Origin of the sequence: Allomuricauda sp. M10 (assembly GCF_020782875.1) — a bacterium.
Taxonomy (GTDB): domain Bacteria; phylum Bacteroidota; class Bacteroidia; order Flavobacteriales; family Flavobacteriaceae; genus Flagellimonas.
Map to the genome: position 1 here is coordinate 466516 of NZ_JAJGBN010000002.1, position 22232 is coordinate 488747.

The 22232-nt window shown below is 43.5% G+C and carries 27 protein-coding genes; 18 read left to right on the forward strand and 9 right to left on the reverse strand.

The genetic code is table 11. The features are described from left to right. Nucleotides 1-12: 12 nt before the first annotated feature. Nucleotides 13-486 carry an acyl-CoA thioesterase gene (locus LKX84_RS07175; RefSeq protein WP_228236455.1) on the reverse strand — a complete coding sequence of 158 codons (474 nt, stop codon included), beginning with the start codon at nt 484-486 and terminating at the stop codon, nt 13-15. Nucleotides 487-602: 116 nt separating this feature from the next. On the opposite strand from LKX84_RS07175, the gene LKX84_RS07180 reads away from it, so the two are divergent. The 10 genes from LKX84_RS07180 (at nt 603) to LKX84_RS07225 (ending at nt 7469) form a co-directional block, all read left to right on the forward strand. Beyond that, on the forward strand, nt 603-1580 hold the full coding sequence (locus tag LKX84_RS07180; RefSeq protein WP_228236456.1) for an NAD(P)H-dependent flavin oxidoreductase: 978 nt from the start codon (nt 603-605) through the stop codon (nt 1578-1580). 8 nt (nt 1581-1588) lie between these two features. Beyond that, nucleotides 1589-2548 carry a YheT family hydrolase gene (locus LKX84_RS07185; protein ID WP_228236457.1) on the forward strand — a complete coding sequence of 320 codons (960 nt, stop codon included), beginning with the start codon at nt 1589-1591 and terminating at the stop codon, nt 2546-2548. A gap of 106 nt (nt 2549-2654) precedes the next feature. Next, nucleotides 2655-3134 carry a c-type cytochrome gene (locus tag LKX84_RS07190; protein ID WP_228236458.1) on the forward strand — a complete coding sequence of 160 codons (480 nt, stop codon included), beginning with the start codon at nt 2655-2657 and terminating at the stop codon, nt 3132-3134. 82 nt (nt 3135-3216) lie between these two features. Continuing rightward, nucleotides 3217-3924: a membrane or secreted protein gene (locus LKX84_RS07195; protein ID WP_228236459.1), complete on the forward strand. Its 708-nt coding sequence runs from the start codon at nt 3217-3219 to the stop codon at nt 3922-3924. A 95-nt stretch (nt 3925-4019) separates the two neighbouring features. Then, the gene (locus LKX84_RS07200; protein ID WP_228236460.1) at nt 4020-4439 is read left to right on the forward strand and encodes an META domain-containing protein; all 420 of its coding nucleotides are present in this window, start codon (nt 4020-4022) and stop codon (nt 4437-4439) included. After that, nucleotides 4436-5242, forward strand: a complete 807-nt coding sequence (locus LKX84_RS07205) for an META domain-containing protein (RefSeq protein ID WP_228236461.1) — start codon at nt 4436-4438, stop codon at nt 5240-5242. The genes LKX84_RS07200 and LKX84_RS07205 overlap by 4 nt, the downstream gene beginning before the upstream one ends. A 2-nt stretch (nt 5243-5244) precedes the next feature. Next, complete coding sequence (locus LKX84_RS07210) at nt 5245-5715, forward strand: hypothetical protein (protein WP_228236462.1); 471 nt, start codon at nt 5245-5247, stop codon at nt 5713-5715. Nucleotides 5716-5861: 146 nt separating this feature from the next. Beyond that, on the forward strand, nt 5862-6443 hold the full coding sequence (locus LKX84_RS07215) for a hypothetical protein (protein WP_228236463.1): 582 nt from the start codon (nt 5862-5864) through the stop codon (nt 6441-6443). Nucleotides 6444-6525: 82 nt separating this feature from the next. Then, nucleotides 6526-7131 carry a DinB family protein gene (locus LKX84_RS07220; RefSeq protein ID WP_228236464.1) on the forward strand — a complete coding sequence of 202 codons (606 nt, stop codon included), beginning with the start codon at nt 6526-6528 and terminating at the stop codon, nt 7129-7131. Between the two features lie 59 nt (nt 7132-7190). Then, nucleotides 7191-7469, forward strand: coding sequence for a hypothetical protein (locus LKX84_RS07225; RefSeq protein WP_228236465.1), 279 nt, complete (start codon nt 7191-7193; stop codon nt 7467-7469). Between the two features lie 7 nt (nt 7470-7476). On the opposite strand, the gene LKX84_RS07230 is transcribed toward LKX84_RS07225, so the two are convergent. Next, nucleotides 7477-9009, reverse strand: a complete 1533-nt coding sequence (locus LKX84_RS07230) for a SulP family inorganic anion transporter (RefSeq protein WP_228236466.1) — start codon at nt 9007-9009, stop codon at nt 7477-7479. Nucleotides 9010-9091: 82 nt separating this feature from the next. Next, nucleotides 9092-10066 carry a phytanoyl-CoA dioxygenase family protein gene (locus tag LKX84_RS07235; RefSeq protein WP_228236467.1) on the reverse strand — a complete coding sequence of 325 codons (975 nt, stop codon included), beginning with the start codon at nt 10064-10066 and terminating at the stop codon, nt 9092-9094. Between the two features lie 138 nt (nt 10067-10204). On the opposite strand from LKX84_RS07235, the gene LKX84_RS07240 reads away from it, so the two are divergent. Then, nucleotides 10205-11047 carry a helix-turn-helix domain-containing protein gene (locus LKX84_RS07240; RefSeq protein ID WP_228236468.1) on the forward strand — a complete coding sequence of 281 codons (843 nt, stop codon included), beginning with the start codon at nt 10205-10207 and terminating at the stop codon, nt 11045-11047. A 94-nt stretch (nt 11048-11141) separates the two neighbouring features. Here LKX84_RS07240 and LKX84_RS07245 read toward each other — a convergent pair whose 3' ends face one another. After that, entirely contained in the window at nt 11142-12059 is a 918-nt protein-coding gene (locus tag LKX84_RS07245; protein WP_228236818.1) for a nicotinic acid mononucleotide adenyltransferase, read from the reverse strand. A 124-nt stretch (nt 12060-12183) separates the two neighbouring features. Here LKX84_RS07245 and LKX84_RS07250 point away from each other — a divergent pair, with 124 nt between their 5' ends. Beyond that, nucleotides 12184-13185: an NAD(P)H-dependent glycerol-3-phosphate dehydrogenase gene (locus LKX84_RS07250; protein ID WP_228236469.1), complete on the forward strand. Its 1002-nt coding sequence runs from the start codon at nt 12184-12186 to the stop codon at nt 13183-13185. On the opposite strand, the gene LKX84_RS07255 is transcribed toward LKX84_RS07250, so the two are convergent. Genes LKX84_RS07255 through LKX84_RS07265 form a run of 3 tightly spaced genes read right to left on the reverse strand, consistent with a single transcriptional unit; the run spans nt 13182 to nt 15517 of the window. After that, a complete protein-coding gene (locus LKX84_RS07255) occupies nt 13182-14849 on the reverse strand; it encodes a glycerol-3-phosphate dehydrogenase/oxidase (protein WP_228236470.1) in 1668 nt (555 codons plus the stop codon). The genes LKX84_RS07250 and LKX84_RS07255 overlap by 4 nt on opposite strands. A 3-nt stretch (nt 14850-14852) precedes the next feature. Beyond that, nucleotides 14853-15161, reverse strand: coding sequence for an antibiotic biosynthesis monooxygenase family protein (locus LKX84_RS07260; protein WP_228236471.1), 309 nt, complete (start codon nt 15159-15161; stop codon nt 14853-14855). Continuing rightward, nucleotides 15161-15517 carry a hypothetical protein gene (locus LKX84_RS07265; RefSeq protein ID WP_119647569.1) on the reverse strand — a complete coding sequence of 119 codons (357 nt, stop codon included), beginning with the start codon at nt 15515-15517 and terminating at the stop codon, nt 15161-15163. Before LKX84_RS07265 ends, LKX84_RS07260 begins: the two co-directional genes overlap by 1 nt. 60 nt (nt 15518-15577) lie before the next feature. On the opposite strand from LKX84_RS07265, the gene LKX84_RS07270 reads away from it, so the two are divergent. The 6 genes from LKX84_RS07270 (at nt 15578) to LKX84_RS07295 (ending at nt 20366) form a co-directional block, all read left to right on the forward strand. Further along, nucleotides 15578-16111: a CvpA family protein gene (locus LKX84_RS07270; RefSeq protein WP_228236472.1), complete on the forward strand. Its 534-nt coding sequence runs from the start codon at nt 15578-15580 to the stop codon at nt 16109-16111. Between the two features lie 183 nt (nt 16112-16294). After that, nucleotides 16295-16804, forward strand: coding sequence for a CAP domain-containing protein (locus LKX84_RS07275; RefSeq protein WP_228236473.1), 510 nt, complete (start codon nt 16295-16297; stop codon nt 16802-16804). A gap of 108 nt (nt 16805-16912) precedes the next feature. Then, a complete protein-coding gene (locus tag LKX84_RS07280; protein WP_228236474.1) occupies nt 16913-17455 on the forward strand; it encodes a 3-hydroxyanthranilate 3,4-dioxygenase in 543 nt (180 codons plus the stop codon). Further along, nucleotides 17455-17826 (forward strand): DUF1304 domain-containing protein, encoded by a 372-nt coding sequence (locus LKX84_RS07285; RefSeq protein ID WP_228236819.1) that lies wholly within the window; start codon nt 17455-17457, stop codon nt 17824-17826. Before LKX84_RS07280 ends, LKX84_RS07285 begins: the two co-directional genes overlap by 1 nt. A 74-nt stretch (nt 17827-17900) precedes the next feature. Next, entirely contained in the window at nt 17901-19454 is a 1554-nt protein-coding gene (locus LKX84_RS07290) for an aldehyde dehydrogenase family protein (RefSeq protein ID WP_228236475.1), read from the forward strand. Nucleotides 19455-19808: 354 nt separating this feature from the next. Beyond that, complete coding sequence (locus tag LKX84_RS07295) at nt 19809-20366, forward strand: hypothetical protein (protein ID WP_228236476.1); 558 nt, start codon at nt 19809-19811, stop codon at nt 20364-20366. A gap of 7 nt (nt 20367-20373) precedes the next feature. Here the strand turns inward: LKX84_RS07295 and LKX84_RS07300 are convergent, their stop codons facing one another. Together LKX84_RS07300 and LKX84_RS07305 are read right to left on the reverse strand one after the other, a co-directional pair. Beyond that, nucleotides 20374-21369: an acyl-ACP desaturase gene (locus LKX84_RS07300; RefSeq protein ID WP_228236477.1), complete on the reverse strand. Its 996-nt coding sequence runs from the start codon at nt 21367-21369 to the stop codon at nt 20374-20376. A gap of 54 nt (nt 21370-21423) precedes the next feature. Continuing rightward, entirely contained in the window at nt 21424-22149 is a 726-nt protein-coding gene (locus LKX84_RS07305; RefSeq protein WP_228236478.1) for a metallophosphoesterase, read from the reverse strand. Between the last annotated feature and the right edge of the window lie 83 nt (nt 22150-22232).

Consider the following 22232-nt stretch of genomic DNA (forward strand, 5'->3'; position numbering starts at 1 on the left):
TCTTCCAGATAGCTATAGATCCTGAGGGACTTGTACAAACTTTCGGGTGTCCTCCTTGGTCAAAACCTTAAAATCATTAGATTGTTCCATGGCCTGGAACGCTTCCAAAAATTCTACGGGAAGACCTTTCAACTTTCGCTCCTTCAAATCGATCCAAGCACCCATCATCTCACAACGGGCAAAATTTTTGCCTTTGAAATCGTAAAAGTTGTGCCGGAACTCAAAGAACATTCCATCCTCGCTCATCCCTACAAATTCCAAGGAAACTTTTACCGGTCTGCCAGGGAAGGCCTCCTTAAAATAATAGACGTGTTCATAGAAAACCACAGGCCCAATATTGTGGATGGCCATGCTCACCTGGTTGAAGCCCAACTGGCCCAAATACGCCATACGGGTATGGCTCATAAAGTTGATATAGGCCGAATTGGCCATATGGCGATTGGCATCCAAATCGCTCCAACGAATCTCAAATTCTTTAAAAAACATAGCAGGTTATTTTGTTATGCATGCATAATAATTGTAAAAATAGCATAGTTTTGAAGAACTGTTCCCATACAGTTGTGGAATAGTTTTTATTTTTAATCATAGTTTAACATCACGCCATGAGCCAAAAAGCCGATTTCATCCAGAACCTTTCCTTACCCGTTGTTGCCGCCCCCATGTTTTTGATCTCGGGGCCTAAATTGGTGATCGAATGTTGCAAGAATGGTATCGTCGGTACTTTTCCGGCATTGAACCAACGCACCAGTGAAGGTTTTGAGGAATGGCTCATCGAAATCAAATCCGAACTCCAAAAATTTGAGGAACAAACGGGCAAAAAAGCGGCTCCCTTCGGGGTAAACTTGGTGGTGCATCCCACCAATCCACGGTTGGAGGCCGATGTTCGACTCTGTATGAAACACAAAGTGCCCTTGGTCATCACCTCCCTGGGTGCCGTAAGCATGGTGGTGGATGCCATTCACAGTTATGGTGGCTTGGTCTTTCATGACATCATCAAAAAAAGACATGCCGAAAAAGCGGCCGAAGCTGGTGTGGATGGATTGATCCTCGTATCAGCAGGTGCGGGTGGACATGGAGGCACCTTAAATCCCATGAGTTTAATCACCGAAGTGAAAAAATTCTTCCATAAGACCATTTTGCTTTCGGGATGCATCAGCACTGGACGGGACATTGCCTCTGCTATGCAAATGGGGGCCGATCTGGCCTATATGGGTACTCGTTTTATCAATACGGAAGAAAGTCAGGCTACGCCAGAATACCGACAAATGATCATTGACGCAGGAGCAAGTGACATTGTCTATACCGCTTCCATTTCCGGGGTGCATGCCAACTTTTTGGCCGCCAGCCTTAAGGCAGCAGGCATTACTGAAGAGGATTTGAAGAAAGATACCAAAATCGACTTTGGCAAGGAACTCAACACCGAGGCCAAAGCTTGGAAGACCATTTGGTCCGCTGGACAAGGAGCTACGGCTATTGATGATGTACTTCCTGTTTCCAAACTCGTTCAAAAGTTGAAGGGCGAGTTCAAATTGGCCATAGAAGAGCAGACCAAACTTCTTGAAACCTACGCCAAAGATTAAACAGCCCCATGCCACAAATCGCCTCCAATTATAAACCACCCTTGTTTTTCCGAAATGGTCATTTGGCCACCATTTATTCGGGAATCATCCGATCCGTGAACGGAGTGGTGCAAAAAAGGGAGCGGTTGATCCTTTCCGATGAGGATTTTTTAGATCTGGACTGGAGCGAGGCAACTCAACCAACAGAAAAATTGGTCATCCTGCTACACGGATTGGAAGGTGACGGACAACGGCCTTACATTACCGGAAGTGCCAAAATCCTGAATGAGAATGGTTACGATGCCTGTGCCGTGAATTACAGGGGCTGCAGTGGGGAAACCAACCGTTTGTATCGCTCCTATCACAGTGGTGCTACGGAAGATTTGATTGAAGTCATCGACCACATTCTCAACACAAGAAACTACAGTGAAATTTATTTAAAAGGCTTCAGTTTGGGTGGCAACCTTTTACTGAAATATTTGGGAGAGGGCAACCCAGTACCCAAAGAAATGAAGGGTGCCGTAGCGGTTTCCGTGCCCTGTAGCCTGCACAATTCCTGCACACAATTACTCAGCCCAAAAAATGTGTTGTATGCCAAGAGGTTCAAAAGGAATTTATTGGATAAGCTGAGGCAAAAGCAACAATTGTTCCCGGAGCGCATCACCAATGCCGACATTAGAATGATTAAGACGCTAAAGGATTTTGATGACATCTACACCAGTCGCGCCCATCAATTTAAGGATGCACTGGATTATTATGAGCAATGTAGTTCGCTTCAATTTTTACCCAATATCGCTGTACCAAGTTTGATCATCAACGCCAAGGACGATTCTTTCCTTGGTCCCGAATGCTATCCATTTAAAGAAGTAGAAAACAATGCCAATCTTTATTTAGAGACCCCAACTTATGGTGGTCACGTCGGTTTCTGGGGCAAAAACAATATTACCTACACGGAAAAACGGGCCTTGGATTTTTTCGATTCCCTTTGAATTGATCGCCCTGTGAGATTCAAAACAAAAAACTGCCCGATTATTACGGCCTAATGCCTATCTTAGTAGCTACATTTTACACAAACAAACATCAATTGAGCAAATAATGAAAAAAGTAGTTCTATTCTTGGCCTTGGGTGCCATGATTGCAAGTTGCGGCGGAAAAAAGGAAGAGAAGAAAGATGGTTTTGAAGTAAGTAGAACCAAAACCGAGGATGCCAAGGCTCCAACCAGTCAGGAAGTTCCAGTAGACTTGAGCAATAAGGGCGTTGGCCCCATCAAGAGCGTGGAATTTGGCGCTGAAATTGACCAAGCCATGGCCGATAGGGGTAAAGGGAAATTCGAGTCTATCTGCGTGGCTTGCCACATGATCGACCAAAGAATGATCGGTCCTGCCCTTAAAGGTGTTTATGACAGAAGAAGCCCAGAGTGGGTCATGAACATGATCTTGAACCCTGATGGTATGTTGAAAGAAGATCCTATCGCCAAAGCATTGCTAAAAGAATACAACAATGCCATCATGTTGAACCAAAATCTTTCCGAAGAGGATGCACGTGATGTAGCGGAGTACTTGAGGACGCTATAATAACCGACCTAAATTTTTTAAAATGCTGTTGTTTAATTGGTTAAGCAACAGCATTTTTTTATTTTAGGGTAAATCAAAAGCCATGAAAAAAATCCTTTTTACCCTAGTCTGCTCTCTTTCGCTACTTTTTGCACATGCCCAGGATATTCAAGGGGCATGGACCACTACCGAATCGGATGGCAAAGGAAGTGAAATGGAACACGTGCTCATTTTTGCCAACAATTATTTCTCCGAAGGGATTTTTGAAAAACAATCAGGGAAGTTTTTGGGAACCAAAGGGGGCAGTTTCCAACTTAGTGAAGGGGTATTGCAACTCCTTTTTGAATTCTCTACCATTGATTCTGCGATGGTTGGAAAAACCGATGCGGTTACCTTCAAAATAAACGGTGAAGAACTTGAACTTGGAAAATGGACGTGGAAGCGATTGGACAACGGAACCCCGGGAGATCTTCACGGCGCTTGGTTGATTTCTGGCAGAAAACAAGATGGCCAAATCGTGAAACGCGATACTTCAGGACCCAGAAAAACTATGAAAATCCTGTCCGGCACCCGATTTCAATGGATTGCCTACAACACCGAAACCAAACAATTTATGGGAACAGGTGGCGGAACCTACACCACCGTAGATGGAAAATATACCGAAAACATAGGTTTCTTCTCTAGGGACGACTCACGTGTGGGGGCTAGCCTTCAATTTGATTACGAACTAAAGGATGGGGATTGGCACCATTCCGGACTGAGCAGCAAAGGCGATCCCATTTACGAAGTGTGGAGCCTCAGAAATCCTTAATCACCAATCTTATCCATTTATTAACAGAGGAGAGTAAGGGTTGAAAATCAATTTTTTAGTATTTTTCTGAAACATTAACCATTAATTTCCGTACAATGAAAATCGCTGTTATCATTGCCTTTATGGCCATGGTACTGGCAGACTCCTGCAATAGGGCTGCATCCAGTGCCGATGGACTTTATGGCACTACTTGGGAACTGGAATACATTACTGGTCCCCGTATTGCCTTTGAAGGGCTCTTCCCAGAAAAAAAACCTCAGATTACCTTTGACCAAGAAACCCAAAAAGTTTCCGGCACCGATAGTTGCAATGGCTATTCTGCTGATTATGTGATCGAAGAGAACACTATTTCTTTTGGGGAACCTGGCCCTACCACCATGATGTTCTGTGGGGGCAGTGAGCGCCAATTCCTTCAAATGATGGAAAAAATAGATGGGTTTTCCTTTGAGGATGACAAGCTCAATCTTCTGATGGGAGATATTCCCATGATGCGTTTCAAAAAAGTGGCGCCATGAAAAAAATCCTTTTTGCAATCGTAGCATTGGTGTGCTTTTCCAGTTGTGTGGAAAAGAAAAAGGAAGTACCTGAAATGGAACCCGCCGAAGAACAACCGGATTCCACACCAGTGCGAAAAATAGAACCCATCGCCATGGAAATAGACGGCAGTTATTTTAAGGCCACGGGCACTGAACCTTTTTGGGGCCTAAAGATCTATGACAACAAGGTGGAACTCAAAACTATGGAAGACACCATCGTTACACCACCTTCCCCTCCCATTTTGGCACAGGATGCCAACATTAAAATGTTCCGTATCCAGACCGAGGCCACTAAAATGGATATCATCATCGCCCACAAGGAATGCACCAATGCCATGTCGGGCGAGGTGTCTCCCTACACAGTGACCATCTCCTATAAATCTACAGGATCGGATGAAAGTCAAGCGTTGGAAGGCTGCGGCACCTATGTTACCGATTATAGGCTGCACGATATTTGGGTATTGGAAGAAATGAAGGGGGCCAAGGTGTCCAAAGCTGATTTTAATGGACAAGATGTACCCAACATGGAAATCAACATAAACAACAACCGATTTTCTGGATTTTCAGGATGCAACCGCATGACCGGAAGCCTTTTTTATGAAAAGGACCTGCTGCGCTTTTCCCAAGTGGCCTCCACCCGAATGGCCTGCCCCAACATGGAGAAGGAGTCTGAATTTTTGACCGCCCTGCAAGCCAGTACCCAATTTAAAGTGGAAAACAACAGACTATATCTTTCCAATGGTTCCGAAACCCATTTGCTCACCTTCAAAAAAATAGACTGATCATGAAAAAAATAGTTTTTACATCCCTTGTCCTGCTTTTGGTATTTGCTTGCAAGTCCAAGGAAACCAAAGAAGTGGACAGCGAAGCACCGGAAACCGTGGCTCCTCCCCAACCAGTTCCCACTTTGGAAGAAGGTTGTTACACCTATGAAGGCAATGGCAACAAGGTGGTTTTGGAAATTACCCATATTAATGAAACAGTGCTGGGCAACCTCAGTTATGCCCTTTCTGAAAAAGATGCCAATGCCGGGACGTTTGCGGGTGAGCTGCTGGACAGCGTGCTTATTGGCAAATACACCTTTATGTCCGAAGGGACCCAAGGCAATACTCGAGAGGTGGCCTTTTTGTTTAAGGATGGGCAATTGATCGAGGGGTATGGCGAACTGGACGAGACCGGAACAGCTTTTAAGGACAAAAACGCGCTGAGTTTTAGTTCTTCCATGCCATTATCCAAAATGGATTGTGAACCTTGATCGAATTGTATTATAGGTTAGAAGAAGATCAAATACATTGATTGTATACCATATTGGGCGTATAGAGATGTATTTTACGTCTATATAAACAAGTTGTAACCAATTTGAAGAAAGTCATATTCTGAAAAATTTAAGTCTAATTTTTAATGATAAATAAGAGAAAAACAGATATAACTTTTAAGTTTTTGATTCAAGCACTTTATGGTCAAAACGATTATTATAAATTAAAACATTCTCAAACAGTTGCGAAAACAAAACGTTATTATTTGAAAATTCTTGAAACATTTTCAATAGCAATAAATGAAACGATTGTTATTTCTGACAAAACTCATATGGAATTGTTGAATTCTATAATTCTGGAAGGAAAGGAAAGATTGAAAACTTTAAGCACATTTGATTCAGTTGACAATTCTTTTATAACTACCCAAACTGAATTGATATTTCAATTAATTGGAAATAATCCAACAAGAAATTTCGAAAAAAATGTACCAAATCGAAAAAATAAATGGAAACTAAATGGACATAGACAAATTCAATACACTCAAACAAATGAGCAAAAACTGAATCAGATTTATAGCTTAGTTCAATCTAAATATCGTGATAGATTCCCAAACTTTATTGATGATTTCTTTCATAAAATTTATATGGATGAATGTCAAAGTGACTTTCGGAATTTAATGAATTGGATAAAAATGAATCATTCAGATATTTATTCTGAAATTATATAAAAACCGGTTACAACAATGGCTATAAGTAATTGCTTGTTCTCACCCACCTCTGAAAATCCTTTTTACAATACCTTTACTCGATATGAAAAAATCCCAATTCAATACCATTCGCCTAATTTTCCTATTGCTAATCATTTCGTCCATCAAAGCACAAAACATGGAACTTCCCTATAAAGAAATCCCTACCCCTCCTGCAACCTATGAACCTGGTAATTTGGTGGCCAGAATGATAGACGGCCTTGGCTATCGGTTTTATTGGGCCACGGAAGGATTAACGGAACAGGATCTGGCCTACAAACCCTCTACGGATGGCAGGACCATTTTGGAAACCATGGAACATATCTATACCATGTCCAACAACATTTTGCTGGCCCCAGATGCCCAACCTTTTGAAAAAGCCTTGTTTCCCACCAACCTTCCGTATGAAGAACTTAGGGCCAAAACCTTGCAAAACCTACAGGCTGCAAGTGGCAAAGTATTGGGAAAAAGTGCAGAGGATCTGGGAAAATTCAAGGTGATCTTTAAAAGAGGGGAGCAAGAATCGGAGTTTGCCTTTTGGAACCTCATCAACGGCATGATCTCCGATTGTATCTACCACACCGGACAAATTACGTTAATGCGAAGGGCCAGCGGCAACCCACAAAACCCCAAAGTAAACCCGTTTTTAGGACAGACCAAAGGCGATTAAGCCCCCTTCTTTGTAACATTTCTTGAAAATCCGTCACCAATAATAAAACGTTTTGGTCTATGGGTTCTGCAAGTCAACCAATGTTAGTGGTCAAGGCCAACCGCGCTTTATTGCGTAAACGGCGTAGTTTCAAAGAAATTCGAGAAGCTTACGAAGGCTATGTGAACGACACCGAACTGAAGTTCAGAGAACTAACCCCGTTTGAGCAAAAGAAAATACGGGACAAGATCATTCAACAGGCCAAAAGAGATCGATGGCTTGAAATTCAAAACTACTTTTTTGCCCTGCTGATTTTGGTCGCCCTTGGGTTCTTTTTTTATTTGCTGTTCATCGAGTAGGCAACAATCAGTCGATTTTATCGACCACAACCTTATAGGTTGGATCTTCCAAAACGTTTACCTCGATAATGTCATCGGCATTGGCCAAAAGGCGTTGACAGTCCTTACTCAAATGTTTCAGGTGGAGTTTTTTGCCCACTTTCCGGTAGCGCTCCGTAATCTTGTTTACGGCTTCAATAGCAGACATGTCCACCAAACGACTTTCCGCAAAATCGATGATGACCTCGTCGGGATCGTTCAGCACATCAAACTTTTCAGCAAAAAGGGTGGTGCTCCCAAAGAAGAGCGGCCCATAGATCTCGTAATGTTTGATGCCTTTTTCATCCACATACTTTCTCGCCCTGATCCGTTTTGCATTGTCCCAAGCGAACACCAAGGCAGAAATAATCACCCCCACCAACACGGCCAAGGCCAAATTGTGCAGGAACACGGTCACCAAGGTAACCAGTACCATCACCAATACATCCGATTTGGGCATACGGCGGAAGGTTTTTAAACTGGCCCACTCAAAGGTGCCCAATGCCACCATGATCATCAACCCGGTCAGGGCTGCCATGGGTACTTTTTCAATCAAACTGGAACCGAACATGATGAATACCAAGAGCATCAACGCTGCAAAAATTCCTGAAAGCCTGGCCCTAGCCCCGTTGGAAGTATTGATCAAACTTTGCCCGATCATGGCACAACCGCCCATCCCCGAGAAAAATCCGGATAAGATATTGGCCGTTCCCTGGGCCACAGCTTCCTTGTTGCCCCTGCCTCGGGTTTCGGTAATTTCATCCACAATGTTAAGCGTCAACAAACTCTCGATCAAGCCAACCCCAGCCACAATCGCCGCAAAGGGAAAAATGATTTTCAAGGTCTCCCAAGTAAAAGGAAGATCGGGAATATGAAATGGAGGAAACGTTCCCTGAATGGAGGCGATATCACCAATGGTACGGGTGTCCAATCCCAAGAAAAACACAATCCCGAACACCACCAAAATAGCGGCCAAGGATGCAGGAACCACTTTCGTTAATTTGGGCAATCCCCAAATAATCAACATCGTCAACAACACCAATCCCAAGAAAATGAAAAGCGTGCTACCTGTTAACCAATCTCCTTCCGGGGTTTTGAACTGAGCCATCTGCGACATAAAAATGATGATGGCAAGGCCGTTCACAAATCCGAAAATTACCGGATGGGGCACCAAACGCATCAACTTGCCCAACCGAAGGAATCCGGCCAAAAGCTGTAAAATTCCTGCAAGCACCACCGTGGCAAACACATATTCCACCCCATATTGCTGGGCCAAGGTTACGATTACCACCGCAACAGCACCTGTGGCCCCAGAGATCATTCCCGGTCTACCTCCCAAAATAGAGGTGACCAATCCCATCACAAAGGCGGCGTACAATCCGGTCAATGGGGACAGACCTGCAATGAAGGCAAATGCAATGGCTTCCGGCACGAGTGCCAAGGCCACGGTAAGGCCCGATAAGATCTCTGTTCGGTAGTTTACCTTTTGGGAAAAATCAAAAAGGTTGAGGTACTTTTTCATGGCTTCTTTCTTGAAGCCGGCAAAAATAGGGTTATTAAAGGGAAGACCCTAATGGCCTCCCCATTTTTAAGGATTTGACAATCTACCAGTTAGTCAAACCCAATAACTTTTCGCCAAGCGCACTTAATTTTGCGTTATCGTACCTCGTTTGCTCCCATTTTCTGGGATCCCCTGGAAAGGCGTAGCCCTCTGGAGCAATTCGGTTCTTCCAAGAATTGATGCGCCATTGCCGCATCTCGTCGTTATCCTCCTCGGCAGGCATCATGGAAATGTATTGGGCAATGCGCACTTTGTCCCCTGATTTATTCGGACGGATGCCGTGGGGTTGGGTACTGTTGAATATCATGAGGTCACCTGCTTCCAATTTCACTTTTACGATTTTATCCTCCAGTCCAGTGACATCTGGTTGAAAGTGATCTCGATCTTCGGGCTGGGTCAGTTTCCAGGTATCGTAATTTCGGTACAACCAGGGAATGCATTGAAAACCTCCCATATTTTCATCCGTTTGGTCGGCCAAGGCCAAAACTCCCTGAACGTTTTGGGGTCGGGTCTCTGGATCGTAATCCCAATGGATGAACCCTTTTCTATTTTCCCCAGGTCGCTGTGGAATGTTCAAATTGGCCCGATCGATGGTCACCCACAGTTTTTCGGTGCCCCAGATGTCCACAAAGGCATCGTACACCTTTTGGGTCTGACGGTTGTTCCACAAATGTTGATGGTTATAGACCTCTACCATCCCGGTTCCCGTCAATTCCTTCATCTTCATTTCGGCACGGGCAGGGGCGTACCAGGTTTCTGGGTCGTTGGGGTCTTTTTCATCGAACTCCCAAATAAAATCGGCCGTTGCCTGGGCCTGTTCCCGAGGCACCGCATTCTTGATCACAATGTATCCGTTCTCTATCCAAAAAGCCCAATCTTCTTCCGATAAAACCCTTAAGGGTTTTCCGTTGGATCGGTCGTTCAATCTGATCTTGCTACTGGTAGCGGTAGAAGGGTTGCCTGGAATATTTTCGTGGGCCTTGTTGGCCATTTCCACCTTCATTTGTTGTTGCATCATATCGTTTCTGTTTTTTAGGTTCAAAATTGAATTATTCAAAACTAGGGGGATGGTTTAAGGGTTTCCACCGTGACATTGACCAAATTTTGAACTTTATTGACTTTTATTTCCTAAATTGAAATTATAAAAGACAATAAATTGAAAATTCAACTCGAAAACATACAACCGAACGACAAGAGTTCCTTTCATTTATTGCACAATCCGAAGCTGAACGATCTGTTCTTCTGGCATTTTCATCCGGAGTTTGAACTGGTTTATATTGAAGGGGTCAACGGGAAACGGCATGTGGGCCATCATTTGTCCAACTTTACCGGAAGTGACCTAGTCCTGATCGGTTCCAACATTCCCCATTTGAATTTTGATCATGGCATCCGGACGGAATACCACAAGGAGGTGTTGCACATCAGTGCTTCCTTTAAAGAAAAGGTGTTCAGTGAAATCGAGGAACTGGAAGATGTTTATGAGCTTTTGGAAAAATCGCAACACGGCATTGCCTTTTATGGGGAGACGAAAAAAACCGTGGGACAGATTATGAAACAATTACAGCCCATGACCCGGTTTGGACAGTTTTTGGAGATTTTGAAACTGCTAAAAATCTTGGCGAAAAGCAATGAGTTTGAACTGTTGCATACCAACCCCATCATCAACGATAAGGCGAACAAACAGCAACAACGGTTGCAGCAAGTGTATTCCTATATTGATGAAAATTATTCCCAAAAAATTGAATTGGACGATATGGCCCAGCAAGTAAATTTGGGCAAGGAGGCTTTCTGCAGATATTTTAAGCAGAACACGGGCAGTACGTTCACCCAATTTTTGAACCAATACCGTATCACCCAGGCCAAGCGCCTTTTATTGGCCGGAAGAAACATCACCGAAACCTGCTACGAATGTGGTTTTGAGAGTCTTTCCTATTTTAATAGGACGTTTAAAAAAATCAGTGGGGAAAACCCATCGACCTACAAACAGAAACAGTCCTAAAAAGAACCGCCCCAAGTATTGCTACTTGGGGCGGCACTTAACTAAATAACCAACCAAAAAAACTATTAGTATAGTCGAACATTTCTGTTCTTCCTTACATATCTCGTTGTCGGGTTACGTTCATGGTCGGGTTAGTGATCTTAGAACGTTTTTTACCCGCATCTCCTGATTTCAAAAACTGCATGTATCCTCTTCCTGTAAACTCATAGACCGTTCCGCTGGACACATGGTACAACTCTATTGTACTGTCATTAATAACGTACAACTCAAAATAATCATTGCCCAGGAAGTCATAATCCAGTGTTAAAGTTTTCAGGGTGGCATCGTTGGCCACATCATACACTTCATAATCGCCTTCATAGTCCCATTGAATGTTGGAAATCGGGATTCCATTTCCATCAATGGAAGACCTGAAATACCCACCGCCATCGGAGAAGAACTGAAGGTAATTTTCCTCGTCAAAATCGTTCAAGGCGCCAACTTCACTGGTATAGGTTTTCTCCCAAACCTGATATTCCTGCAAAAAGTAATGGATGTTATCGTAGAACACTTGATCGTAATCAAAGTTGCTTCTTTGAAACCCACGAAGAATATAGGAGGTATTGCTACTGGCATCGTACAATTCTAAGGTGTTGCTGTTCACTGCATATACATCTAGGAGCCAAAGTCCATCCACATCGTGATCCACCTCCACTTGTCCAACAAAAGTTCCATAGGTCCCCACATCAATGCCTAATCCATTTCCGGTTTTGCCTATTCCCACCAAATTGTTATTGGCATAAACGACACCTCTGTCAAATGAAATGGTAAATGCGCGTTGCAAGAAAGGAACTTCGCCATTTCCCTTGGTGGCGTTGATATCGATATACCACAGGTCATAGTTTTCCAAAACCAAGGCGGTATTGATGGGCGATTCTTCAATAAATCCATCGTCCACAACGACCTCGGTGTAACAAGAACCGGCCAAAAGGCCTATCATTAAAATTCCTAAGAGTAGTTTTCCATTTTTCATAATCGAGGCTTTAAAGTTCAACCTGTATAGACCAATCACCGTGCCAAAATTTTTAACTATTTGATAATCAATTGATAATGAAGCCATGATTTTATTTTTTAGCTTTACAGCCTAATTTGGTTGCATGCAAGACAAACTACGATTCGGTGTTTTTGGCGGAGGGAGCTGGGGAACAGCCATTGTAAAAATGTTGACGGAAAACGGGGACCGTGTTGGGTGGTATATGCGGAGTGATTCGGCTATCCGACATATTGTAAAGGAAGGGCACAACCCCAACTATTTGAGTTCGGTGGAATTTGAAGTGGATCAACTTCATTTGAGCCACAACATCAATGAAATTGTGGAAGCCAGTGATGTATTGATCTTTGCCATCCCTTCTGCATTTTTGGAGGGCGAACTTCAAAAATTGACGGCTTCTTTAAAAGATAAGATCATTTTTTCGGCCATCAAAGGGATTGTTCCCGAAAGTGGTTTAATCGTGGGAGAACATTTTCATGAAAAATATAATATTCCCTTTGAAAATATCGGGGTGCTCACAGGACCCTGTCATGCCGAAGAAGTAGCACTGGAACGGCTATCGTATTTGACCATTGCCTGCGCCGATGCCAAGAAGGCCAAGATGGTAGCCGAACATTTAAAAAGCGAATACATCCGCACCAAAATTTCCGACGATATTATTGGCACTGAGTATGCCGCTATGCTAAAGAACATTTATGCGATTGCCGCAGGGATTGCCCACGGTTTAGGTTATGGCGACAATTTTCAAAGTGTGCTTATGAGCAATGCAATTCGGGAGATGAAACGTTTTATAGACAAAGTCTACAAAATGAAACGCAACATCAATGCCTCAGCCTACTTGGGCGACCTTTTGGTAACCGGGTATTCCGTTTTTAGTAGAAATCGCATGTTCGGGAATATGATCGGCAAGGGTTATACCGTAAAAAGCGCCATGATGGAGATGAATATGGTGGCCGAAGGGTATTATGCCACTAAAAGTGCCCATTTGTTGATGGAAAAATTGGAGAAGAAATCCAAGACACCCATCATCAATGCGGTGTACCAAATCCTGTACAAAAACAAGGATCCCAAAAAGGTTTTTGAGAAGCTTACGGAGAAGTTGGATTAGGCCCTATCCAACGAAAAATTGGAATGGCTTTCCAGTTCTGATTCCAGTTCCGTTTTGAACGCGTCCATTTCTTCAGACGAGTAACCATACGCCTTTTGGAATTCATCAAAAATGGGTTTCATAAAATTCCGGACACTGTCGATATCAAAATAAAGCCTTCCCGTTCTTCGAATAAAAAAGTCTAGAGGATTCAAGGCCATCTCATGTGCAATAGTGAATTGGGCTTCGGCACGGATCATTCTTTCCTGTAGATTTTCCACCTTTAATTGGGCGTACAGCTCCAAAATGGTCTCGGTCTGTTTGCCATAGGTGGTCACCAAATACCAGGCATCGTATTCCGTAAAGCCATTGTCATGCAATCGGTCAAAAACCGTGGCAATGTATTTTTTTACGTGTTTGTACTTTTTAAAATCACTTCCACAAAGTGGAATTTTATCTGTGGTGCAAGGCTCCAATTTTCGGTCATGGTTCTCTTCCATATGTTTGGCAATGCGGTTTACCGTGCGCTCCGCCATTTTTCGGTAGCCTGTCAGTTTTCCACCGGCAATACTGATCAAACCGGTATCCGAAGTGAAGATTTCGTCCTTACGTGAAAGTTCCGAAGCGGATTTGCCTTCTTCATGGATCAACGGGCGCAATCCGGCCCAAGAGGAAACAATATCGTCCAACTCCAAATGGATGTCGGGAAACATATGATTCACAGCAGTAATCAAGTAAATAGCGTCGGCAATATCGGTGGTTACATGGTCCTTATCGGCATTGTAATTGGTATCGGTTGTGCCAATGTAGGTGACCTTGCCACGGGGAATGGCGAACATCATCCGCCCATCGGGAATGTCAAAATAAACCGATTGCTGCACGGGTAGCTTTTCCTTTGGAAACACCAAATGCACCCCTTTGGTCAAATGCAATCGCTTTCCCTTTTTGGAATGGTTCACGCTTCGGAGTTCATCTACCCACGGCCCGGCGGCATTGATGACATAAGTGGAAGAAACGCTGTATTCCTCCCCAAAAACCTCATCCTTGAAGGTTACACCGGCAACCTGCTCATCTTTATAAACAAAATCGGTGACCTTGGTATAGTTAAGGGCCTGAGCACCAAATTGAAGACTTGTCTTGACGTTCTCCAACGTTAGCCTAGCATCATCAGTGCGATATTCGGCATAGTAGCCGGCACCGTTCAATATCTTTTTGGGCAAAAGAGGTTCCAGTTTCATGGCCTCCTTTTTTTCCAACATCTGTCTTTTATCATCCCCAGTAACTTGGGCTAAAATGTCGTACACCTTCAACCCGATGGAGGTAAGCCATTTGCCATAGGAACCCCCTTCGATCAAAGGGAGCAACATTTTTTCAGGAATGACCAAATGGGGAGCCAGTTTGTGTACAATCGCCCTTTCGGAACCGACTTCCTTCACCAACCAAAAATCGAATTGTTTCAAATACCGAAGTCCACCGTGGATCAACTTGGTAGATTTGCTACTGGTACCTGATGCAAAATCGTTCTTTTCCAACAAGAGGACTTTCAACCCTCGTGAAGAGGCGTCCAAAGCTATTCCCGCACCGGTTATTCCGCCTCCCACCACAATAAGATCATAGGTGTCGGCGGTTATTTTTTGAAGTTTTTCTTTTCGGCCAATGTTGGAAAAAGCAATGTCCTGGCTCATAGATTATGTATTGAATTCGTATTCCCGTTCCACAAGGCAAATTCTCACCTTGTACCAAGAATACCATTTTTTGATTCCATTTTTTTGGGCCTGCCTGTGGTCCATGTTCGCCTTCCAATTGGCTATGGCTTCCAAACTTTCCCAATAACTTACAGTGATTCCAAGTCCGTCACGAGCACTTTCAACATCCAAAAAACCGGGTTGTTGTCGGGCCAGTTCCTCCATTTCGGCACCCATTTGGGCGTAGCCTTGGTCTCCCTCGGTTCGTAAGCTAGTAAAAATTACGGCGTAATAGGGTTTTTGCAGTTCCATTATATGATGTATTCTTTTTCAAGGAAATAGTTGACAAGCGCCTCTTTCATTAGTACAGTCTGTTCCCCGGCCTTTAAAGGTGGCAATTGCTCCTTTACTTTGTAATGGGGCCAACCTTCGTCATCAAAAAATTCGAAATCATAGTAACCATAAGGTTCCAACAACCTACAAATGGCAATATGCATCAGGTTTACCTTTTCATCTTTTTTGAAACTGCGATGGTAATTTCCCAGTTCCTGCACACCCACTAGATAGATGATCCCGTCCAATTCTAAGGGATCCCCATCGGAAAACTGAGCGGACAGTTTTACCACTAAATCATCCCAGCGTTCCCTTAATTTTTCGTCTCTGGACATAAGTTTTTGTAAGAAATCCAAAGGTACAAATCAATATTCTATATTTGTTAAAACCTGCCTATGAGCTTTTTTGATATCGTCATCGGAATTTTGTTGGTCTGGGGCCTTTACAAGGGCCTTAAGAACGGACTTTTTGTGGAAGTGGCTTCCTTGGCGGCCCTTATTGCAGGGATTTATGGTGCTATTCATTTTTCGCACATCACTGGAACATATTTGGCCGAACGCTTTGATTGGAGCGAGCAATACCTGAAACTGGCCGCTTTTCTCATCACTTTTTTTGCCATAATCATTGTGGTGAACCTCGCCGGAAAATTCTTGACCAAGATTGCCGATTTTGCCATGTTGGGCCTATTGAACAAGGTTGCCGGTGGTCTTTTTGGCATGCTGAAAGTGGCTGTTATTTTAGGTGCGCTGCTTATTTTTCTGGAAAAACTTTCCGGTCCCATGAATATGATCAAGGAAGAAACCAGGGAGAATTCAATTTTCTATCAACCTGTCCGGGATATTGGCGCCTTTGTATTTTCATTGGTTTTGGATGATGATGAAGATTCCGATGAGGAGGAGAAAATTGAGGCAAGCCAAGAAGTCATCTAGCAATCAATCCCAAAAGACAAAAAGCAAGATTTTTCGACAACTTGCAAGGGTAGAATTCAGTTGGTGCACTTCAACGTGAGAAATTGCCTTTCTGCGGATATTTTATGGTAATGCCCACACAGTCCATTAGATTAGCAACCAGAACACTAGGGAGTTTAGAACACCCCCGAAAACACCCCGAAAATGAAAAAAGTATATGGCACACTATTGGTCATAGTGCTCTTGTTTACCCTAAGCAAATGTAGCACAACATCTACTCAAGAAGAGGAACAATACACCGAGGCAACCCTTGGCAATGACAAAGTAACCATTGATCCCGTGGCCATGGAAGCGGATTTGTTGGCTTTGGTGAACCAACATCGTTCTGCTGTGGGATTGAATCCGTTGGAAAACAGTTCCGTTTCTTACAAATATGCAGAGGAGCACAACGACTATATGATTTCCAAAAACTCTTTGAGTCACGATAATTTTGAAGCTAGGGCGACCAAAATCGCAGAGGAGACCAATGCGGTGAGCATTTCAGAAAATGTGGCGCGCTATTACACCACTGCCGAAAAAACTTTGGAGGGTTGGCTGAACAGTTCATCGCACAAAGCGGCCATGGAAGGTGATTTTACCCACACCACCCTTAGCATTGAACTGGACAAAAATGGAAGACCTTATTTTACACAGATCTTCATGAAAGTGGAATAATCAAATCAAAATATTTATATGGAAAAGGCCTGCCATGTTGCAGGTCTTTTTTTATGCTATGTTATGCTGTCACCTAGGTTTTTTTTACCTTTCGTAAAATCTTCAATTATGGCGATACAGGCTCCATTCAACCTGAACAAATGGATAGAGGAAAACCGGGACACCCTAAAACCTCCCGTGGGCAATAGAAATCTTTACAAAGAATCTGATGATTATATCGTGATGATCGTTGCAGGACCTAATGCACGAAAGGATTACCATTATAACGAAACCGAGGAGCTCTTTTATCAATTGGAAGGAACCATAGAAGTACATGTTCAGGATAACGGGCAAAAGAAAACCATGAAACTGGGGCCCGGTGATATGTACCTGCATCCTGCCAAGGTACCCCATTCACCTGTTCGGCATGAAGGTTCCATCGGATTGGTGGTGGAAAGAAAAAGGGTAGAACTCGATGCCAAAGATGGGTTGCTTTGGTTCTGCGATAACTGCAATCACAAATTGTACGAAGTTTATTTTCCCCTGAACGATATCGAAAAGGACTTTTTGGGTCATTTTAAACATTTTTACGGGTCGGAAGAACTCCGCACCTGCGACAATTGCGGCACTGTTATGCCTATGGATGAACGTTTTGTAGCCAAAGAGGAATGATACTGATTTTAGCCAAGATCATCGTAGCTATTGTGGCTTTGCTCCATCTGTATTTTTTATGGCTGGAGATGTTCGCATGGACCACCAAGGCAAAAAAGGTCTTTCGCCAGTTTCCCGAAGATTTGTTTGAACCCACCAAAACCTTGGCGGCCAACCAAGGACTTTACAATGGTTTTTTATCGGCTGGATTGATTTGGTCTTTACTAATCAATGACCCTACGTGGCAGATGTATGTGGCCCTTTTCTTTTTGGGCTGTGTGGCCGTAGCTGGAATTTATGGCGCCTTGACTGCATCGAAGAAAATATTTACCGTGCAAGCACTTCCAGCACTCTTGGGAATAGCCTTGTTTTTACTGCACAAAATGCTTTGAAAATCTTCCTTTTCCTGTGAAGTATTATTTGTATTTTTGTGAAAATATAACAATTCACCTTTAAAAAGTTATAAATGTCAATAGTTGCCACAGATTTTGGAATGGATAAAGCCCTAAAACAACTTGGGATTCAAGAGATAAACAACGGAACATCCACCGGCTCGGAAAACTTTGGATCCGGTGAAGTGATTTCATCCATATCACCTGTTGATGGAACCCTTATCGGCAAGGTGAAAACTACCTCCCCAGAAGACTATGAAAGAGTAATGCAAACAGCAACGGCTGCCTTCAAACAATGGCGATTGGTTCCTGCTCCGCAAAGAGGGGAAATCGTTAGGCAGTTCGGCGAAAGGTTGCGCGAGCTTAAAGAACCCCTAGGAAAGTTGGTGTCCTATGAAATGGGCAAATCGTACCAAGAAGGGTTGGGCGAGGTCCAAGAAATGATCGATATCTGCGATTTTGCTGTTGGCCTATCCCGACAATTACACGGATTGACCATGCATTCCGAAAGATCGGGGCACCGGATGTACGAACAATATCATCCGCTGGGAGTGGTCGGCATCATTTCGGCCTTCAACTTTCCAGTCGCCGTTTGGGCTTGGAACACCGCCCTGGCCTGGATCTGTGGTGATGTTTGTGTTTGGAAACCATCGGAAAAAGTTCCGCTTTGTGGCGTTGCCTGCCAAAATATCATCGCTGAGGTCTTGAAAAAAAATAACCTTCCTGAAGGCATTTCGTGTCTCATCAATGGCGATTATAAGGTCGGTGAATTGATGACCAATGACAAAAGAGTCCCTTTAATTTCTGCAACAGGGTCCATCCGAATGGGCAAGATTGTGGCCCAAGCCGTGGCATCCCGTTTGGGTAAATCCCTTTTGGAGCTTGGTGGTAACAATGCCATCATCGTAACCCCGGATGCCGATATTAAAATGACCGTGATAGGAGCCGTTTTTGGTGCAGTAGGAACTGCTGGTCAACGGTGTACCTCTACCCGAAGATTGATCATCCACGAATCCATTTATGACCAAGTGAAAGATGCCCTGACCGCGGCCTACAAACAGATCAAGATCGGAAATCCCTTAGATCAATCCAACCACGTAGGCCCATTGATCGATACTGATGCGGTTAAGATGTATCTCAAAGCCTTGGAAGAGGCCAAAAAAGAAGGTGGAAATATTTTGGTTGAAGGTGGTGTTTTGCAAGGAGAAGGATACGAAACGGGTTGCTATGTAAAACCTGCCATTGTAGAGGCCAATAATTCATTTAGAATTGTACAGGAAGAAACCTTTGCCCCAATCCTCTATCTTTTGAAATATTCTGGTGGCATCGAAAATGCCATTGAACAACAGAACGGTGTGGTACAAGGACTTTCTTCTGCCATCATGACGAACAATCTAAGGGAAGCTGAGCGCTTTCTTTCGGCTGCAGGAAGTGATTGTGGAATAGCGAATGTGAACATCGGCACCTCAGGAGCTGAAATCGGGGGTGCGTTTGGTGGTGAAAAAGAAACCGGGGGTGGCCGCGAAAGTGGTTCCGATGCCTGGAAAGTGTACATGCGCAGACAGACAAACACCATCAATTACACTACGGAACTACCTTTGGCACAAGGCATTAAGTTTGACCTATAAAAAAGCCGCCCAACTAGGATGAACACTAGATGGGCAGTCTTTAAAACCAACTTAACTAACTCAAACTTAACTTAAACCCTACTCCAATGCCGAACATTGTCGGGAGAAATAGGGTTGTTTGTCTTTTATAGCATGCAATTTCATCAATATTGTTCGGGAAATGAGGAAGTATCTTACAAGTGGTCTTAAATAGTGTATGGTTGGTTCCTTTTGTTTCTTTTTTAGTTTATGAAATGGTCCTCATTGCTTAAAATTGAATGTAAACTGCTCAAATTCTCTTACTTAAATTCAAAATTTTAAGATTTTTTTAATATTTTGGATAAGCAGTTATACTGTCTCAAAACCTCGCACATTATGGAATTGGAAGGCGCTAACATTTGGTATTGGATCATACTCGCCTTTGTGGGTATCATCGCGGCCGTACTGGGCTATTTTTTTGGTAAATCGGACGCTCCTTCTATTCCGGACCTTTCGGAACAGTTCAGTATTTTAGAAATTGAAAATGCCAAACTGAAATCCGATTTGGATACTTGTAAAAAACGGCTTTCCGCTACCAAACCTCCCAAGATTTCGGAAGAACCATCCATCTCCAATGCTACAAAACATTATCCTGTTTTTGCTGCCGAGGAGGCCAAACTCGCGTTCGGTGCAAAAGTAAAAGAGGACGATCTTAAAATTGTGGAGGGCATCGGTCCGAAAATAGAAGGCCTGTTCCATAGTTTCAATATCAAAACATGGAAGGAACTATCGGAAACTTCTGCCGACAAATGCCAAGAAGTTCTGGATTCCGGTGGCAAACGTTACCGTATCCATGATCCGGCGTCATGGCCCATGCAAGCGAAAATGGCTCACGAAGGCCATTGGAAACAATTGGCCGACTGGCAAGAAAAACACCGCGCCGGTAAATTCTGATCTTTTCTTAAAGTGAGCCGTTGGCCTCAACCCATTTAAAAGTCTGTTGGGTTTGGGGAAACTTCATACGTTCGGCAATACGCTCCAAACGTTCTGGAAGTTTCATCAAATAGTCCCTGGCCTTTTCGCCTTGTTCAGAAAGGGAGCTAAGATTCCCTATTTCCCAATAGCCGTTCAGTTTCTTCAAAATGTCCACGTAGTCTTGGGCGGTGTATACTCCCAACTTCTGTGCACAATTGGAAAAGTGCTCAAACGCAGCTCCAATACTTCCGCCGGATTCCCTTAAAAAATGGGCGGGCATCACAATTTTCCTTTTCATCATATCGGCAAATGCCTGTACCATACCATCTGGATCCTGACCCATGATGGTCTTTACAAATTCTCTGTAGGCCAAGTGGTGCCTCATTTCATCCCCAGCGATAATTGTACACATTTTAGCCAATAGTCCATTACTCTTTTGTTTGGCCATTTTGCCCACTCTTTTGTGTGAAATATTAGTGGCCAATTCTTGGAAAGACGTGTAAACAAAATTTTTGTAGGGATCCCTATCGGTGCCGATATCAAATCCATCTGAAATCAAATGTTGGGTAGTGATTTCTACTTCACGCATGTTCACCCTTCCAGATAGATAAAGGTATTTGTTCAACACATCGCCATGTCGGTTTTCTTCGGCGGTCCATGCTCGCACCCATTTGCTCCAGCCATTTTCCTTGCCATTGTGCTGGTCTATCCCTTCCACATCCATCAACCAAGATTCATAGGTAGGCAATGCCTCTTCGGTGATCGTATCCGCCACCAGGGTCACCCAAAAATCATAACCGAGTTCTTTGGCTTCTTCCCTAATTTGCACCACTTCATCAAAAAAACTTTCGGATTGGGAATCTGGTAAAAAATCGGTGGGTTGCCATATATTCTCAGTTGGTATCAGAAACTCCTCCATAAAACCCTTAACCTGGGGTTCAATAGCCTGCATCACCTCCAACCGTACATTCTTAATCGACATAAACTTGTTTTTTACAAAGGTCTCGATTAAAATTTATTCCGGGGCGATTTTAACCTAATTTCTACCGCGTTCCCCAGGATAAAATGTGTGTACGGGATCGCTTTGCCAAAATTCCTTGGTTTCTACGTCCAAGATGGTGAGTCCGCCCTTGAAAGCAGCTCCGGTATCCACATTCCAAACGTTAGCCGCGTTTTTAGGATCAACAACGTCCGTCTTAGACAATGGGGTGTGCCCTATGAATACTTCTTTGTAATGGGTAAGTCTTTGAGGATATTTCGGGTGATTTGGCTCCAATGCGGGATTAAGTGCCGTGGCCAGTTCCCATAAAGTCCGATCCCAATAATAGGATTGCACAAAATACTCGTAATCAATCCCTTTGAGGTTGGTATACCCAGCATGAAGATACAGCCTATTATCGCTGGCTAGATAGAAATTTTCTAGCTCTGCATAAAATTGAAGGTGTACTTCCCACTTGTCACGACCGGCATTCAAATACGATTGTCTGGTAGCAGTTCCACCATGGGCCAACCATTGGGGATTTTCTTTTTGGGTTATCAACCAATCCCTGCAAAGTTCGTCATGGTTCCCCCTAATGAATGTACAGTTATAAGCATCTTTCAAATAGATCAGAAAATCCACCGTTTCCACAGCGGTACTCCAAGCATCTACATAATCTCCCAAGAAAATAATATGGTCATCGGAAGTTACTTTGGCCTTGTCCATAACCTGTTCCAAAGCCCTTATCCCGGAATGTATGTCGCCCACTACCAGTGTTCGCATAGAGAAGTTTTTGGCAATATTACAACCAAATGCCGGGGATGATAAATTATTGGCGCAAAGTTTATCAACGGATTATACCACCC

Excerpts from the sequence above, each read along its gene's own strand:
- LKX84_RS07175 (WP_228236455.1), bottom strand. The coding sequence starts at position 486 with ATGTTTTTTAAAGAATTTGAGATTCGTTGGAGCGATTTGGATGCCAAT.
- LKX84_RS07180 (WP_228236456.1), top strand. The coding sequence starts at position 603 with ATGAGCCAAAAAGCCGATTTCATCCAGAACCTTTCCTTACCCGTTGTT.
- LKX84_RS07185 (WP_228236457.1), top strand. The coding sequence starts at position 1,589 with ATGCCACAAATCGCCTCCAATTATAAACCACCCTTGTTTTTCCGAAAT.
- LKX84_RS07190 (WP_228236458.1), top strand. The coding sequence starts at position 2,655 with ATGAAAAAAGTAGTTCTATTCTTGGCCTTGGGTGCCATGATTGCAAGT.
- LKX84_RS07195 (WP_228236459.1), top strand. The coding sequence starts at position 3,217 with ATGAAAAAAATCCTTTTTACCCTAGTCTGCTCTCTTTCGCTACTTTTT.
- LKX84_RS07200 (WP_228236460.1), top strand. The coding sequence starts at position 4,020 with ATGAAAATCGCTGTTATCATTGCCTTTATGGCCATGGTACTGGCAGAC.
- LKX84_RS07205 (WP_228236461.1), top strand. The coding sequence starts at position 4,436 with ATGAAAAAAATCCTTTTTGCAATCGTAGCATTGGTGTGCTTTTCCAGT.
- LKX84_RS07210 (WP_228236462.1), top strand. The coding sequence starts at position 5,245 with ATGAAAAAAATAGTTTTTACATCCCTTGTCCTGCTTTTGGTATTTGCT.
- LKX84_RS07215 (WP_228236463.1), top strand. The coding sequence starts at position 5,862 with ATGATAAATAAGAGAAAAACAGATATAACTTTTAAGTTTTTGATTCAA.
- LKX84_RS07220 (WP_228236464.1), top strand. The coding sequence starts at position 6,526 with ATGAAAAAATCCCAATTCAATACCATTCGCCTAATTTTCCTATTGCTA.
- LKX84_RS07225 (WP_228236465.1), top strand. The coding sequence starts at position 7,191 with ATGGGTTCTGCAAGTCAACCAATGTTAGTGGTCAAGGCCAACCGCGCT.
- LKX84_RS07230 (WP_228236466.1), bottom strand. The coding sequence starts at position 9,009 with ATGAAAAAGTACCTCAACCTTTTTGATTTTTCCCAAAAGGTAAACTAC.
- LKX84_RS07235 (WP_228236467.1), bottom strand. The coding sequence starts at position 10,066 with ATGATGCAACAACAAATGAAGGTGGAAATGGCCAACAAGGCCCACGAA.
- LKX84_RS07245 (WP_228236818.1), bottom strand. The coding sequence starts at position 12,059 with ATGAAAAATGGAAAACTACTCTTAGGAATTTTAATGATAGGCCTTTTG.
- LKX84_RS07250 (WP_228236469.1), top strand. The coding sequence starts at position 12,184 with ATGCAAGACAAACTACGATTCGGTGTTTTTGGCGGAGGGAGCTGGGGA.
- LKX84_RS07255 (WP_228236470.1), bottom strand. The coding sequence starts at position 14,849 with ATGAGCCAGGACATTGCTTTTTCCAACATTGGCCGAAAAGAAAAACTT.
- LKX84_RS07260 (WP_228236471.1), bottom strand. The coding sequence starts at position 15,161 with ATGGAACTGCAAAAACCCTATTACGCCGTAATTTTTACTAGCTTACGA.
- LKX84_RS07265 (WP_119647569.1), bottom strand. The coding sequence starts at position 15,517 with ATGTCCAGAGACGAAAAATTAAGGGAACGCTGGGATGATTTAGTGGTA.
- LKX84_RS07270 (WP_228236472.1), top strand. The coding sequence starts at position 15,578 with ATGAGCTTTTTTGATATCGTCATCGGAATTTTGTTGGTCTGGGGCCTT.
- LKX84_RS07275 (WP_228236473.1), top strand. The coding sequence starts at position 16,295 with ATGAAAAAAGTATATGGCACACTATTGGTCATAGTGCTCTTGTTTACC.
- LKX84_RS07280 (WP_228236474.1), top strand. The coding sequence starts at position 16,913 with ATGGCGATACAGGCTCCATTCAACCTGAACAAATGGATAGAGGAAAAC.
- LKX84_RS07290 (WP_228236475.1), top strand. The coding sequence starts at position 17,901 with ATGTCAATAGTTGCCACAGATTTTGGAATGGATAAAGCCCTAAAACAA.
- LKX84_RS07295 (WP_228236476.1), top strand. The coding sequence starts at position 19,809 with ATGGAATTGGAAGGCGCTAACATTTGGTATTGGATCATACTCGCCTTT.
- LKX84_RS07300 (WP_228236477.1), bottom strand. The coding sequence starts at position 21,369 with ATGTCGATTAAGAATGTACGGTTGGAGGTGATGCAGGCTATTGAACCC.
- LKX84_RS07305 (WP_228236478.1), bottom strand. The coding sequence starts at position 22,149 with ATGCGAACACTGGTAGTGGGCGACATACATTCCGGGATAAGGGCTTTG.